This is a genomic window from Mesorhizobium sp. P2_E6 (assembly GCF_056403835.1).
In genome coordinates this window covers 358,125-373,610 of record NZ_JBFUEQ010000005.1, presented here as the reverse complement: position 1 = coordinate 373,610, position 15,486 = coordinate 358,125, and the positions used below count along the sequence as shown (strand labels likewise).

General features: G+C 64.6%; 11 protein-coding genes. 5 read left to right on the top strand and 6 right to left on the bottom strand.

What is annotated here, in order from left to right; translation table 11 throughout:
* Positions 1-30: 30 nt before the first annotated feature.
* A complete protein-coding gene (locus AC1D08_RS15245) occupies positions 31-726 on the bottom strand; it encodes an aspartate/glutamate racemase family protein (protein WP_457152737.1) in 696 nt (231 codons plus the stop codon).
* Between the two features lie 52 nt (positions 727-778).
* Complete coding sequence (locus tag AC1D08_RS15240) at positions 779-2,962, bottom strand: primosomal protein N' (protein ID WP_477423465.1); 2,184 nt, start codon at positions 2,960-2,962, stop codon at positions 779-781.
* Positions 2,963-3,052: 90 nt separating this feature from the next.
* On the opposite strand from AC1D08_RS15240, the gene fsa reads away from it, so the two are divergent.
* Positions 3,053-3,709 (top strand): fructose-6-phosphate aldolase, encoded by a 657-nt coding sequence (gene fsa / locus AC1D08_RS15235; protein ID WP_457152735.1) that lies wholly within the window; start codon positions 3,053-3,055, stop codon positions 3,707-3,709.
* A gap of 107 nt (positions 3,710-3,816) precedes the next feature.
* Here fsa and AC1D08_RS15230 read toward each other — a convergent pair whose 3' ends face one another.
* The 3 genes from AC1D08_RS15230 to leuS form a co-directional block, all read right to left on the bottom strand.
* Positions 3,817-6,525, bottom strand: coding sequence for a DNA translocase FtsK (locus tag AC1D08_RS15230; RefSeq protein WP_477423463.1), 2,709 nt, complete (start codon positions 6,523-6,525; stop codon positions 3,817-3,819).
* A gap of 299 nt (positions 6,526-6,824) precedes the next feature.
* A complete protein-coding gene (lptE, locus tag AC1D08_RS15225; RefSeq protein ID WP_095084169.1) occupies positions 6,825-7,406 on the bottom strand; it encodes an LPS assembly lipoprotein LptE in 582 nt (193 codons plus the stop codon).
* On the bottom strand, positions 7,393-10,017 hold the full coding sequence (leuS, locus tag AC1D08_RS15220; RefSeq protein WP_477423461.1) for a leucine--tRNA ligase: 2,625 nt from the start codon (positions 10,015-10,017) through the stop codon (positions 7,393-7,395). Before leuS ends, lptE begins: the two co-directional genes overlap by 14 nt.
* Positions 10,018-10,170: 153 nt before the next feature.
* On the opposite strand from leuS, the gene AC1D08_RS15215 reads away from it, so the two are divergent.
* Both AC1D08_RS15215 and AC1D08_RS15210 read left to right on the top strand, forming a co-directional pair.
* Complete coding sequence (locus AC1D08_RS15215; RefSeq protein WP_457152910.1) at positions 10,171-10,833, top strand: YggS family pyridoxal phosphate-dependent enzyme; 663 nt, start codon at positions 10,171-10,173, stop codon at positions 10,831-10,833.
* 108 nt (positions 10,834-10,941) lie between these two features.
* A complete protein-coding gene (locus tag AC1D08_RS15210; protein ID WP_457152909.1) occupies positions 10,942-11,991 on the top strand; it encodes an aldo/keto reductase in 1,050 nt (349 codons plus the stop codon).
* A 55-nt stretch (positions 11,992-12,046) separates the two neighbouring features.
* Here AC1D08_RS15210 and AC1D08_RS15205 read toward each other — a convergent pair whose 3' ends face one another.
* Positions 12,047-12,955: a LysR family transcriptional regulator gene (locus tag AC1D08_RS15205; protein ID WP_457152908.1), complete on the bottom strand. Its 909-nt coding sequence runs from the start codon at positions 12,953-12,955 to the stop codon at positions 12,047-12,049.
* Positions 12,956-13,074: 119 nt separating this feature from the next.
* Here AC1D08_RS15205 and AC1D08_RS15200 point away from each other — a divergent pair, with 119 nt between their 5' ends.
* Both AC1D08_RS15200 and AC1D08_RS15195 read left to right on the top strand, forming a co-directional pair.
* Positions 13,075-14,256 carry an MFS transporter gene (locus AC1D08_RS15200; RefSeq protein ID WP_457152907.1) on the top strand — a complete coding sequence of 394 codons (1,182 nt, stop codon included), beginning with the start codon at positions 13,075-13,077 and terminating at the stop codon, positions 14,254-14,256.
* Between the two features lie 58 nt (positions 14,257-14,314).
* Positions 14,315-15,349: an aldo/keto reductase gene (locus AC1D08_RS15195; RefSeq protein ID WP_457152906.1), complete on the top strand. Its 1,035-nt coding sequence runs from the start codon at positions 14,315-14,317 to the stop codon at positions 15,347-15,349.
* Positions 15,350-15,486: the final 137 nt, after the last annotated feature.

The following is a 15,486-nucleotide window of genomic DNA, read 5'->3' as shown; positions in this document are numbered from 1 at the left end:
AAATCGCTGCGCGATTTCCCTCGAATTGCTTCAGGGCAGCATGAAGGCCACCGCCGCCTCGGCATGGATGCGCGTCGTGTCGAAGACAGGTATGTCGAAGTCCGGCTGGCCGATCAGCATGGTGATCTCGGTGCAGCCCACGATGACGCTGTCGGCAGCTTCTTCTCGCCTTAAGCGTTCGGTCTCGGCGATGTAGGCCGCTTTCGACGATTCGGTGACGACGCCCTGGCACAGTTCCTCGTAGATGACGCGATGCACCATGTCGCGGCCGGCGGCATCGGGCACAATGGGCTGCAACCCATGTTTGTCGGCGAGCCGGCCCTTGTAGAAATCCTGTTCCATGGTGAAGCGCGTCGCCAGCAGCGCCGGGCGCTGCATGCCGGCACGCTTGACGGCGACTGCGGTGGCGTCGGCAATGTGGATCAACGGGATCGATACCGACGCCTGCACCTGGTCGGCCAATTTGTGCATGGTGTTGGTGCACAGAAGCAGGCCCTCCGCGCCGCCCGCCTCGAGCTTGCGTGCCGCGTCAGCCAGAAGCACGCCGGCGCCGTCCCAGTCACCATGATGTTGCCGCTCGGCGATCTCGGCAAAATCGAACGACCACAGCAGCAGTTTGGCTGAATGCAGCCCGCCGAGCCGCTCGCGCACGATCTCGTTGAGCAGACGGTAGTAGATGGCGGTCGATTCCCAGCTCATGCCGCCCAGAAGGCCGAGGGTTTTCATGTGATCTTCCTGTCTTGCCGGCTTGGCGGCAGCCTATCGCCTAATCGCGCCCTTACAAAAAACTCTGCGGGTCGATATCGACCTGTACCCTGACCGAGCCGCGCTGTTTTGGCCCGTTGGCCAGCATGGCGCGGATGAAGCCTTGCATATCGGCGCGCCGTTCACCCTGGATCAGCAGGCGAAAACGGTGGCGCCCGCCGAGCAATGACAGCGGCGCCTCCGCCGGTCCCAGCACGAAAAGATCGGTGGCCTCGGGTGCGGCGCGGCGCAGGCCTCGCGCATGGCCCTCGGCCTCCGCCCTCGTCACCGCGCTGACGATAACGCCGGCGAGCCGGCCGAATGGTGGCAGTGCCGCCCGCTCGCGCTCGGCGATCTCGCGCTCGTAAAAAGCCTCGGCGTCGCCGGAGACGATCGCCCGCATCACCGGATGGTCGGGCTGGAAAGTCTGCAGCAGGCCGAGGCTCTTCTTGCCAGTGCGGCCGGCGCGGCCGGTCACCTGGCTGAGCAGCTGGAAGGTGCGCTCGGCGGCGCGCGGATCGCCATTGGCAAGGCCGAGATCGGCATCGACGACACCGACCAAAGTCATGTTGGGGAAATTGTGACCCTTGGCGACAAGCTGCGTTCCGATGACGATGTCGGCCTCGCCATTGGCGATCGCTTCCAGCTCCAGACGCAACCGCCGCACGCCGCCCATCAGGTCGGACGACAAGACGATGGTGCGCGCGGCCGGGAAATGCGCGACGACCTCTTCGGCGATGCGCTCGACGCCGGGTCCGCAAGCGACCAGATGGTCCAGCGTGCCGCATTCCGGACAGGCTTCGGGGCGGCGTTCATTGTGCCCGCAATGATGGCAGACCAGCTGGCCGCGAAACCGGTGCTCGACCAGCCAGGCCGAGCAGACCGGGCAGCCGAAGCGATGGCCGCAGACGCGGCACAGCGTCAACGGCGCATAGCCGCGCCGGTTGAGGAACAGCAGCGATTGCTCCTTCCTTCCCAGCGTCTTGCGCATCTGGTCGAGCAGCACCGGCGACAGGAAGCCGCCACGTGCCGGCGGCGCCCGCCGCATGTCGACCGCCTTGAGATGCGGAAGAGCCGCCTCGGCAAAGCGGGCGGAAAGCACCGCCCTGTTGTAGCGGCCCTGGCTGGCATTGACCCGGCTTTCGACGGATGGCGTCGCCGACGCCAGCACCACCGGGAAGCTGCCGATATGGCCGCGCACCACCGCCATGTCGCGCGCATTGTAGAAGACGCGGTCTTCCTGCTTGTAGGCGGGGTCATGCTCCTCGTCGACGACGATCAGGCCAAGCTCCCTGAACGGCAGGAACAACGCCGAGCGAGCACCGGCGACGACGCGCACGCCGCCTTCCGCCACTTGCCGCCAGACGCGTTCGCGCATCCGCGGCGGCAGGTCCGAATGCCATTCGCCCGGCTTGGCGCCGAACCGCTGCTGGAAACGCTCGAGAAAGGCGTGCGTCAGCGCGATTTCCGGCAGCAGGATCAGCACCTGCTTGCCCTGGTCGAGGGCGGCCGCCACCGCTTCGAAATAAACCTCGGTCTTGCCCGACCCGGTGACGCCGTCGAGCAGCGCGACATTGAACACACCGGCCGCGACATTGGCGCGCAGCATCCGCGCCGCGTCGCGCTGGTCCGGCATCAATTCCGGCACGGCGTAGCTTGTGTCGGGCGCGGCCACCACCGGGCGCGGCGGGATCATCACCGTCTCGAACACGCCTTGCGCCCTCAGGCCGTCGATCACCGTCGACGACACACCTGCCGCGTGCGCCAGGCCGGAGCGCGTCCAGGCAAGTCCGCCTTCGGCCGTCTCCAGCACGCGCTCTCTCGCACCCGTCATCCGGTCAGGCGTCAAGAGGGTGCGCTGCAGCCCCTCGATCCATGGTTCGGGGTCGAAAGCTTCGGGCGCCCTGAGCAGCATGCGCGCCACCATGCCGGGCGGCGACAGCGTGTACTGCGCCACCCAGTCGACGAAGCGGCGCATTGCGCGGTCGATCGGCGGGCAATTGAAAACCTGTTCGATCGGGCGCAGCTTTTTCGCGTCGACCGTCTCGACCGCGCCATCCCACACGATGCCGGCAACCTGGCGCGGGCCAAGCGGCACGCGCACGATCGAGCCCGGCACCACGCGCATGCCGGCCGGCACTGCATAGGTGTAGGGGCGTTCGGCGGGCATCGGCACCAGCACGGGTGCGGCTGCGACAAAGGGCGAATCTTCGATCATGAAGCGTGACCTTGCCCCGACTTTGGTCTAGATCAAAGGGCAACGCTGAACGTGCCTTTCCCAGCACGACGAAATCGTCAGGAGACCGCCATGAAATTTTTTGTCGACACCGCAGACGTCAAGGATATCCGTGAGCTCAACGATCTGGGCCTACTTGACGGCGTCACCACCAACCCGTCGCTGATCCTGAAATCCGGCGGCAAGATCGCCGAGGTTACCAAGCAGATCTGCGACATCGTCAAGGGTCCGGTCTCGGCTGAAGTCACCGCCACCGAATATTTCGAGATGATGCAGCAGGCCAAGGTTCTGGCCAAGATCGCCGACAATGTCTGCATCAAGGTGCCGCTGACGCTCGACGGCCTGAAGGCCTGCAAGACGATCCGCACCGAGATGAACCGCCTGGTCAACGTCACGCTGTGCTTCTCGGCCAACCAGGCGCTGCTCGCGGCCAAGGCCGGTGCGTCCTTCATCTCGCCCTTCGTCGGCCGCATCGACGACATGGGCATCGACGGCATGGAACTGATCCAGGAGATCCGGCAGATCTACGACAATTACGATTTCCAGACCGAGATCCTGGTAGCTTCGGTTCGCACCGTGAACCACGTCAAGCAGGCAGCACTGATCGGCGCCGATGTCGCCACCGTGCCGGCGGCGACGCTGAAGGCACTAGTCAAGCATCCGCTGACCGACAAGGGCCTGGAACAGTTCCTCGCCGACTGGGCAAAGACCGGCCAATCGATCGGCTAAGACCGCGATCGGCGGAAGTCACACCGCTTCCAACAGAAAAGGCCGGGCAACCGGCCTTTTTTATTGCGCTCCCGAAGACTTCAAATCGCCAAGGGCGCGCCTGCCGATCAATCGGTGCCATCATCGTCGGATGGGCTCACCGGCTGGCGCCGGCCCATGATGATCTCGCGTTTGCCGACATGGTTGGGTGCACCGACCAGCCCTTCCTTTTCCATGCGTTCCACCAGCGATGCGGCGCGGTTGTAACCGACACCGAGGCGGCGCTGGATGTAAGACGTCGAGCACTTCTTGTCACGCACCACCACCTTGACCGCCTCGTCATAGATGGAATCATTGTCTTCGGCTGCAACGGAGCCCTTGTCGAAGACCGCACCCTGATCGGCTTCGGCTTCTTCCTCATCCTCGTCGGCTGTCACCGTCTCCAGATATTCGGGGCGACCCTGGGCCTTCAGATGCGCCACGACATGCTCGACTTCCGCGTCGGAAACAAACGGGCCATGCACGCGCGAAATGCGCCCGCCACCCATCATGTGCAGCATGTCGCCCTGGCCAAGCAGCTGTTCGGCGCCCTGTTCGCCCAGGATGGTGCGGCTGTCGATCTTGGATGTCACCTGGAAGGAAATCCGGGTCGGGAAGTTGGCCTTGATCGTGCCGGTGATGACATCGACCGAAGGGCGCTGCGTTGCCATGATCAGGTGGATGCCGGCAGCACGCGCCATCTGCGCAAGACGCTGGATTGCGCCTTCGATCTCCTTGCCGGCGACCATCATCAGGTCGGCCATCTCGTCGACGATGACGACGATATAGGGCATCGGGGCAAGGTCGATTTCCTGCTGTTCGAAAAGCGGCTCGCCGGTGCCCTTTTCGAAGCCGGCCTGCACGGTCATCACCACCGTCTCGCCCTTGTCGCGGGCGGCAGCCGCGCGCTCATTGTAGCCGTCGATGTTGCGCACACCGAGCCGCGCCATCTTGCGATAGCGGTCCTCCATCTCGCGCACCGCCCATTTGAGCGCGGTGACCGCCTTCTTGGGGTCGGTGACGACGGGGGTCAAAAGATGCGGGATGCCGTCATAGACGGAGAGCTCCAGCATCTTGGGGTCGACCATGATCAGGCGGCACTCTTCCGGCTTCAGCCGGTAGAGCAACGACAGGATCATGGTGTTGATGGCAACCGACTTGCCGGAGCCGGTGGTGCCCGCCACGAGCAAGTGCGGCATCTTCGCCAACTCGGCGATGACAGGCTCGCCGCCGATGGTCTTGCCGAGACAGAGCGCCAGCTTGCAACTGGTCTTGCGGAAGCCTTCCGATTCGATCAGCTCGCGGAAATAGACCGTCTCGCGCATCTCGTTCGGAAGCTCGATACCGATGACGTTGCGGCCAGGCACGACGGCGACGCGCGCCGAAACCGCCGACATGGAGCGGGCGATGTCATCGGCGAGCCCGATGACGCGAGAGGATTTGACACCCGGCGCCGGCTCGAACTCATAGAGCGTGACCACCGGGCCCGGGCGAACATGAATGATCTCGCCGCGCACGCCGAAATCTTCGAGCACGCTTTCCAAAAGATCGGCGTTCTGCTCAAGCCGCTCCTGCGACATGTAGAACCCCTGCCCCTCCGGTGGCTGCTGCAACAACTCTTCGGAGGGGAGCTGATAGGAATCCCCCGCCATTGAAGGCACGATTTTGCCGGCCAGAGGCAAGCGTGGGGACGCGGCCGCGGCCCGCACGGCGACGTCTCGACTCCGAACGATTGGCACGGCAACGGCATCCCTTGCCGCAGCGGGGATTGCGGCGGTCTCTGCCTGCAGAGGCGCATTGCTCGCCGGCACGTGCGGCTGGGCGACAGCTTCGTTCGAGTTGGACGGCCAGACATCGGGTGAAGGTTTCGAGGGCTGGCCTGGAAGCCATTCGATGACGCGAAACAGCGAGGTGGTGTCGGCCACCATCGATGGGATGATACCAAAGCGCGGAGCGGCGGCCGGCGCCGGATTGGCCGGCCTGGCTGGCCGGGCCTGGGACGAAACGTCGACTAGGTAGGGTGCCATGACCTCGAAGAAGGCATGATCGGAGAGATGAGGCCAGCGCAGTGTCTCGGGGTTGGCTGTCTTGGCCGCGGCGCTGCCTGCAGAGACGGCGGCCATGCGCACGGATGCTCGTCCCGTTGCGGCGGTCATCGGAGGTACCGACGGCACACGTCGTGCCTTGTCGTTGGCACGCCCCGGCGCAGCAGACGCTGCAGCCAGCGGCGACGTCCTTGATGCGGCCGGTTCGCTACTGCCCTGCAACCGGGCTGTTTCCAAATTGCGGCTTTTCACCGAAACCGGCAATGCCAGCAGCGAGGGAGCAACTGGTGCCTTGTCAACGATGGGCTGTGTGACGGCCTGCTGCGTTGGGAGCGCGTCTGGAGCGCCCTGTTCGACGACAGGGTCGCTCTGCTGGCGATGCTTCTTGGTCTTGTAGTCAGGCGTGCGCGTAAAACGCACGTTGGGCGCGAGGAAGAAATATTCCTGCCAGGCAGGACTTTCGATGTCGCCGATTTTCGGGGACACATGGCTCGTCCCCTGGTCAACGCGCGGCTCCATATAGGGCCGCCTGCTGCCGCCAAGATCAACAACCCGCGCGGAATAGCCGGTCTGGTGTATGCCGGACTGCCGGCCGTCCTGTCCCTGGTGAGTTGGGCGATCATGGCCGCCTGTCGCGGCTGAAGGAGCTTGCCGACCGGCCCTGCCACTCACGCCCTCGAAACGCTCTACCCCGGGGTCATCGGGCGAAGTTGCCTTCAATGAATTGACCCGGGAAAAACGCTTGGATTCCATTCTCACGACTCGCTCTGAAACACCTGCCGAGCAATAGGGAGCGAGTGGTTAACAGTTGCTTCCCCGGCGGCGCGATCGTCGACGATCTTGGGACAGCAAGTCATCGTACCGGTCGCAACGAGCGACCCGTTGTCAGGCAGCACTCACGCCGGCGCAGTCTGGTTGCGGGAACCACAAGGCGTGACGTAGGCCACCTCCACGGAATCTCGGGCGGACTGACTTTGCGCGCGCGTGATCAATGTCACCATTGCCCGCCATACCCGCATTTTGAGGCGGAGAGCGTTCGAAACGATGATGCGCTAGCCGGCCGTCTTGCCGTACTTGACCAGGTCCTGGGCGATGGACAGCTGCAGCGCTTCGGCCAGCTCGCGCGCGGCACGGTTCTCGGCGTCGATCTGCGCCCGGTATGCGGCGAATTCCTGACGCGGCCTGTCGAAGGACGAGGTGATCGAGCGCCTCCCGGACGCGATCTTTGCACCGGTCTTGGCATCGCTCAGCGTGTAGTTGGCGGTCAGCGTCACGGAGCCGGCGGTCGGCTCGTCTTCGTCGGTTCCGACCTGCACGAGTGCCGCGGATTCGACGGCTTCGCCCACGCCGAGGAAGAGCGAATAGGCCGGCGAGGCCGGTTCGCCGGCGCCTCGTCCAAACCCGAAGATCAAATTGTTGCGCACCTGCTGCCCGAAACGCGTGTTGACCGGCTTGATGCCGATCGACGCCAGTTCGGAATTGGCGCTGCCGGTCGAGCTGGTCGACAGCGGCGCGCTTGAATAGAGCGGCCGCACCGTGCAGGCCGAGGCCAGCGCAAGCGAGCCGAGCAGGCCGGCAAGCGCCACGCGGCGCAGCAAACGGCCCAGCTCTGTCTTTCGATCAGGCAACGACATTGACGATCCTCTGCGGCACGATGATCACCTTGCGCGGAGCCTTACCTTCGAGTGCTTTCTGCACGAAGTCGAGAGACAGTACCGCTTTTTCGACCGCACCTTGGTCCGCGTCGCGGGCAATTGTCAAATCCCCCCGCTTCTTGCCGTTGACCTGTACCGGATAGGTAACTTCGTTGTCGACGACCAGTACCGGATCGAAGACCGGCCACGGCCGTTCGGCGACCAGATCGGTGCCGCCGAGCGTTTCCCAGCACTCCTCGGCCAGATGCGGCATGACCGGCGCGATCAGATGCACGAGTATCTCCACGGCCTGCCGGCAAGCGCCTTTCAGCGCCGCATCGGCCTTGCCTTCGGCCACATCGTTGAGCGGCGTGGTCAGCGCATTGGCCAGTTCGTAGATGCGGGCGATGGCGCGGTTGAAGGCAAGCTTCTCGATATCCTCGCCGACCGCCTTCAGGATCTTGTGCGCAGCTTTCGAAACTACTGCCGCCTCGCCGGCATTGGCCGCCACGGGCCCGACGCCGGCCAGCGTCTCGGCCGCCGTCGACACCAGGCGCCAGATGCGCTGAATGAAGCGATGCGCGCCGGCGGCGCCATCGTCGGTCCATTCGACATCGCGCTCGGGCGGTGAGTCCGACAGCATGAACCAGCGCGCCGTGTCGGCGCCGTAGCCGTCGGTGATGTCTTCCGGGCTCACCGTGTTCTTCTTCGACTTCGACATCTTTTCAAGCGGGCCGATCGTCACCGCCTCGCCGGTGGCGATGTCGATGGCGCGGCGCTTGCCGTCGTCGTCCTCCAGCCGCACTTCCGTAGGCGCCAGCCAGCGGCCATTCGACGCCGAGCCGACGCGATAAGTTTCGTGCACCACCATGCCTTGCGTGAACAGGCCCTTGAACGGCTCGGCCAAATCGACATGGCCGGTCTCGCGCATGGCGCGGGTGAAGAAGCGCGAATAGAGCAGATGCAGGATCGCGTGCTCGATGCCGCCAATATACTGGTCGACCGCCAGCCACTCATTGGCTGCCTTGGGATCGGTCGGCTCATACGCTCTGGGCGCCGTGAAGCGCGCGAAATACCACGACGAATCGACGAACGTATCCATCGTGTCGGTTTCACGACGCGCATCCTTGCCGCATTGCGGGCATTTGACATGGCGCCAGGTCGGATGGCGGTCGAGCGGATTGCCGGGCCGGTCGAAATCGACATCGTCGGGCAGCCTGACCGGCAGGTCGGCCTTCGGCACCGGCACCACGCCGCAATCCTCGCAATGGATCATCGGGATCGGGCAGCCCCAGTAGCGCTGGCGCGAAATGCCCCAGTCGCGCAGGCGGAAATTCACCTTGCGCTCGGCCATTGGCCGGTTGCCGATGGTCTTCTGCTCCAGCAGTTTCGCGACCTCGTCGAACGCCTGATCCGGCTTCATGCCGTCGAGGAAGCGCGAATTGATCATCACGCCGTCGCCGACATAGGCTTCATCGATGATCTGGAAGCTGCCTGGATTCTCGCCTTCCGGCATCACCACCGGGATCACCGGCAGGCCGTATTTGTTGGCGAAGTCGAGGTCGCGCTGGTCGCCGGACGGACAGCCGAAGATGGCGCCGGTGCCGTATTCCATCAGCACGAAATTGGCGACATAGACCGGCAGCGTCCAGCTGTCGTCAAACGGATGAACGACGCGGATGCCGGTGTCGAAGCCCTTCTTCTCAGCCGTTTCCAGCGCCGCCACCGAAGTGCCCATATGGCGGACCTCGTCGATGAACTTGGCCAGCGCCGGATTTGTCTCGGCAGCCTTCCTGGCCAGCGGGTGATCGGCGGCGACAGCCATGAAAGAGGCGCCGAAAATGGTGTCGGGCCTTGTCGTATAGACTTCCAGCTCATGCTCGCCGCCGATGGCGTCGGCCAGCGGCCAGCGAATCAGCAGGCCCTCGGAGCGGCCGATCCAGTTCTGCTGCATCAGCTTCACTTTTTCCGGCCATTCGGTGAGGCCGTCGAGCGAATCCAGCAGGTCCTGGGCGAAATCGGTGATCCTGAAGAACCACTGCGTCAGTTCGCGCTGTTCGACCAGCGCCCCCGAACGCCAGCCGCGTCCGTCGATGACCTGCTCGTTGGCGAGCACGGTCATGTCCTCCGGATCCCAGTTGACCTTGGAGGATTTGCGCGTCACCAGGCCCTTCTCGACGAAATCGAGGAACAGCATCTGCTGGCGGTGGTAGTAGTCGACGTCGCAGGTGGCGAATTCGCGCGCCCAGTCCAGCGACAGGCCCATGACCTTGAGCTGCTCGCGCATAGTGGCGATATTCTGGTAGGTCCATTCCTTGGGATGGACCTTGTTCTGCATCGCCGCGTTCTCCGCCGGCATGCCGAAGGCGTCCCAGCCCATCGGGTGCAGCACGTTGAAGCCCTTGGCCCGCTTGTAGCGCGCCACCACGTCACCCATCGTGTAGTTGCGGGTGTGGCCGATATGGATGCGCCCCGACGGATAGGGGAACATTTCCAGCACGTAGTATTTCGGGCGCGGATCGTCATTGTGCGCTTCGAAAAGCTTCCTGGCGTCCCAGGCCTTCTGCCATTTGGGCTCTGACGCGCGCGGATTGTATCGTTCGGTTGCCATGGGACGTTTTTCACTTAAAAGCATGCGGACTGCGGGCGACAGCTCGGCAGTTCATTGGATATGGTCCGGGTGTTCACCATGGTTTGGCAAACCCGTCAACCATATGGGTCTCGCGTCGGTCAAAAACGCGGATCAAAACAGCGGGATTTGCATATGGGTGACGCCGTTCAGCAGTTTTTCGCGGTCAAGGCCAAGATCGCCGCCGCCGAGCGCGAAGCCGGCCGCGATCCTGGCGCGGTAACGCTGGTCGCGGTTTCCAAGACCTTTGACGCCGCCGACATAAGCCCGGTCATCGAGGCCGGCCAGCGCGTCTTCGGCGAAAACCGCGTGCAGGAGGCGCAAGGCAAATGGCCGGCACTGAAGGAGACTTTTGCCGACATCGAGCTGCATCTGATCGGTCCACTGCAGTCGAACAAGGCAAAGGAGGCGGTGGCGCTGTTCGATGTCATCGAGACGGTCGATCGCGACAAGATCGCCGTCGAACTCGCCAGGGAGATCGCCAGGCAGGGCCGCGCGCCGAAGCTCTATGTCCAGGTCAACACCGGGTCCGAGCCGCAGAAGGCCGGCATCGAACCGCGCGACGCGGTAGCCTTCGTCACCCGCTGCCGTGGTGTCCACGGCCTCGCCATCGAAGGCCTGATGTGCATCCCGCCGGCCGACGAGAACCCAGGTCCTCACTTCGCCTTGCTGGAGAAGCTTGCGCATGAGGCCGGCGTCGCCAAACTGTCGATGGGCATGTCCGGCGACTACGAGACGGCGGTCGCCTTCGGCGCCACCAGCGTCCGGGTCGGATCGGCGATCTTCGGCAGCCGCTGACACCGCGGACTTTGGGCCAATCTGGCAGCCTCGTTGTGCCAAGACTGGAAACGAAACGTATCGTTCCTATTTGCTTGGTGTCATCACCATTCTCCTGGAGCCTCCACTATGCGTTACAACCAGCTTGGAAATACGGGGATGTTCGTCTCCGAACTTTGCCTCGGCACCATGACCTTCGGCGCCGCCGGCGAGAACGCCCAATGGGGCCTGATCGCCAGCCTCGACCAGAAGGGCGTCAACGAGATCGTTGCGCGCTCGCTCGCCGCCGGGGTCAATTTCTTCGATACGGCCGACGTCTACTCGTTTGGCGAGTCCGAGCGGCTGCTCGGCCAGTCGCTGAGGGATCTCGGCGTCGACAGGCAGAAAGTGGTCATCGCCACCAAGGTGCATGGCGCCATGGGCGACGGTCCCAACCAGCGTGGCTCGTCACGCGGCCACATCATGGACTCGGTCGATGCCAGCCTCGAGCGGCTGCAGCTCGACCATATCGACCTCTATCAGTTGCACGGCACCGACATGGTCACGCCGATCGACGAGACGATGCGGGCGCTCGACGATCTGGTTGCCAGCGGCAAGGTCCGCTATGTCGGCGTTTCCAACTGGCAGGCCTGGCGCATCGCCAAGGCGCTCGGCATCGCCGACCGCAAGGGCTCTGCCCGTTTCGAGACCATCCAGTCCTATTACTCGATCGCCGGCCGCGATCTCGAGCGCGAAATCGTGCCGCTCATCAATGAGGAAAAGCTTGGCCTGATGGTATGGTCGCCGATGGCCGGAGGCCTGCTGTCCGGCAAATACGGCCCCGGCGCGCCAGGCAATGGCGAGGGCCGCCGTGCCTCCCTCAACTTCCCGCCGGTCAACGAGGAGCGCGCCTGGGCGGCCGTCGCCGTCATGCGCGAGATCGCCAAAAAGCACAATGTGAGCGTTGCCACGGTGGCGCTCGGCTATGTTCTGACCAGGCCCTTCGTGATGAGCGTCATCATCGGCGCCAGCCGCATGGAGCAGCTCGAACAGAACCTTGCCGCCACCCAGCTGAAGCTTGACAGCGACGATCTCGTCCGCCTCGACGAGGTCAGCGCCCTGCCGCCCGAATATCCCGGCTGGATGGTGGAGCGCCAGGCCGCCGGCCGCCGCCCGGCGCCGTTCACGCCGAAAGCCTAGCCGCCACCAGCGCAGACATCTCGGGAGCCCATGGGCTCCCGAGAGCCGCCTCGCCTTAGGTCAGCCGCACGCTCTCGCCAAGGAAATCGAGAAAGGCCCGCACCCGCGCCGGCAGGTGCCGGCCCTGGCCGACATAGACGGCGTGGGTGGCCTCCTCGTCGCCCGGATTGAAATCCTCGAGCAACCGCACCAGCCGGCCGGCCGCGATATCGGCTGCCACGTGCCAGCGCGCTAGCCGGGCAATGCCCGCGCCCGCCAGTGCCATCAGCCGCATCGCCTCGCCATCGCTGACCAGCGTGTTGCCGATGATCGGAACCATGATGGCGTTGCCAGCCGCGTCACGGAATGGCCAGCCGTCGAGATGCCGCACGAAACCGAAGCCCATGCGGTTGTGCCTGTCGAGATCGGCCGGTGTTAGCGGCGTGCCATGCATCTGGAGGTAGGAAGGTGCTGCAACGACCGCCACCGGGCCTTGCCCGAGCTTGCGCGCCACCAGCCGCGATTCGCCGAGCGGCCCGGCGCGGATGGCGACATCGGCGCGTTCCGCCATCAGGTCGATGACGCTGTCGGTCAGCACCAGATCGACCGAAATCTCCGGGTAACGTTCGAGGAAGCGCGGCAGGAGCGGGATCAGCCGATGCACCCCGAAGGGAACGTAGGAGTTGACGCGCAGCCGTCCGCGTGGCGCCGCCCCTGCCGCGGCTTCCTGCTCGGCCGCCGCCATGTCGGCCAGGATGCGCAGGCCGCTGTCGTAGAACGCGGTGCCTTCCGGTGTCAGTTGCAGTTTTCGCGTCGAACGGCTGACCAGCCGCGCGCCAAGCCGAGCTTCCAGCCGCGCGATCAGCTTGCTGACCGCCGACGGCGTCATGCGCAACGCGCGTGCCGCGGAAGAGAAACTACCTTCCTCGACGACGCGCACGAACACTTCGATCTCGCCGGAGCGATTGATATCAGGCCTGGCCATTTGTGAATCTATTTCACAGAAAATGTGCCCGGCGCAAGTCTGGTTCACAATGCATGGCGACACGATCTTTCGGGTCGGGGCGCGGGACGGCGCTCATCCTCATCGAAGTGGAAATCGCCATGCCTCTTGCTCTTTACGCCCTCGCCGCCGGCGCCTTCGGCATTGGCGTCACCGAATTCGTCATCATGGGTTTGCTGCTCGACGTCAGCAAGGATCTCGGCGTCTCGATCTCGGCCGCCGGCCAGCTCATTTCGGGCTATGCGCTCGGCGTCGTCATCGGCGCGCCCTTGCTGACCATCGCTACCGGCAACTGGCCGCGCAAGACCGTGCTTCTGGCGCTGATGGCGATCTTCACGCTTGGCAATCTCGCCTGTGCGCTAGCGCCCGACTATTGGACGCTGATGGGCGCCCGCGTCATCACCGCCTTTGCCCATGGCACCTTCTTCGGTGTCGGTTCGGTGGTCGCCACCGGGCTGGTCGCGCCCAACAAGAAGGCCTCGGCGATCGCACTGATGTTCACCGGCCTGACCATCGCCAACATCCTGGGCGTGCCCTTCGGCACCTGGCTCGGCCAGGCCTTTGGCTGGCGGGCGACCTTCTGGGCGGTAACCGTGGTTGGCCTGGCGGCCTTCGCCGTCATCTTGGCTCTGGTGCCACGCAGCCGGACGGCGCCCGAAAAGAGCGACCTGCGCGCCGACCTCGCCGTGCTGCGCCGCACGCCCGTGCTGCTCGGCCTCGCCACCACCGTGCTCGGCTATGCCGGCGTCTTCGCCGTCTTCACCTACATTGCTCCGTTACTGACGCAGATCAGCGGTTTTGGCGAAGCCGCCGTGTCGCCAATCCTGCTCGTCTTCGGCGGCGGTCTCATCGCCGGCAATCTCGCCGGCGGCAAGGTCGCCGATCGCTGGCTGGTGCCGGCCGTGCTGGGCAGCCTCGTGGTGCTGGCCCTGGTGCTCGCAACCATGACCTTCGCCATCCACAGCCAGGTAATGGCCGTGATCTATGTCGGCCTGCTGGGTGCCGCCGCTTTCGCCACCGTGGCGCCGCTGCAGATGTGGGTGCTGGAAAAGGCGCAAGGTGCGGGCCAAAGCCTTGCCTCTTCCTTCAACATCGCCGCCTTCAATCTTGGCAACGCCGCTGGCGCCTGGCTTGGCGGCGCGGTGATCGCCCAGGGCCTCGGCTTGGGTTCGCTCACCTGGATCGCCGCCCTGCTGCCGCTCACCGCACTCGCCGTGGCGGGACTGGCACTGCGCCTCGATCGCAGCCCTACGATCGGCGAGCCTCTCTCGGTCCGCTCATAACGCCGGCAAAACCGGATCGCCTTCGACATCCCTTTCCAAACCACCAGGAGCCACGAAAATGGACTATCGACGTCTCGGTGCATCGGGCCTGAAAGTGCCCGCACTCTCATTTGGCGCGGGAACCTTTGGCGGCTCCGGCCCGCTGTTCGGCGCCTGGGGCAACAGCGACGCCAGCGAAGCGCGGCGGCTGGTCGACATCTGCCTCGAAGCCGGCGTCAATCTGTTCGACACCGCCGACGTCTATTCGAACGGCGCGTCGGAAGAAGTGCTTGGCGAAGCCATAAAAGGCCGCCGCGATGCCGTGCTCATCTCCACCAAGACCGCGCTGCCGATGGGTGACGGCCCGGCCGATTACGGCTCGTCGCGTTCGCGACTGATCAAATCCGTGGACGACGCGCTGCGGCGGCTCGGCACCGATTACATCGACCTGCTGCAGCTGCATGCTTTCGATGCCGGCACGCCGATCGAGGAGGTTCTGTCGACGCTGGACGAGCTGGTGCGTTCCGGCAAGCTTCGCTATGTCGGCGTCTCCAACTTCTCCGGCTGGCAAGTGATGAAGTCGCTGGCGCAAGCCGACAGGCACGGCTACCCGCGCTATGTCGCGCACCAAGTCTACTATTCGCTGGTTGGCCGCGACTACGAGTGGGAGCTGATGCCGCTTGGCCTCGACCAGGGCGTCGGCGCGCTGGTGTGGAGCCCGCTCGGCTGGGGCCGCCTGACCGGCAAGATCCGCCGGGGAGCAAAACTGCCGGACAAGAGCCGGCTGCACGACACCGCAAGCTTCGGCCCACCGGTCGAGGACGAGCATCTCTACCGGGTCATGGATGCCCTCGACGCAGTGGCCGAAGAAACCGGCAGGACAGTACCGCAGATCGCCATCAACTGGCTGCTGCAGCGCCCGACCGTATCCTCGGTCATCATCGGCGCCCGCAACGAAGAACAGCTGCGCCAAAATCTCGGCGCCATCGGCTGGACCTTGACGCCGGAGCAGATCGGGAAACTCGACGCGGCCAGCGAAGTCACCGCACCCTACCCATATTTCCCCTATCACCGCCAGGAAGGTTTCGCCCGGCTGAACCCGCCGGCGGTTTAACACATCAACCGTTCGGGATCGGGGTGTGTCGAGATTCAGGTCAGGCCGAGTCGAGAATGGTGGCTTCCGAGAACCGGAGCGGAGCGTACTTAAAGTACGTGAGCACCGGAAGCGCAGGAAACCGCCATTCGCAGGCC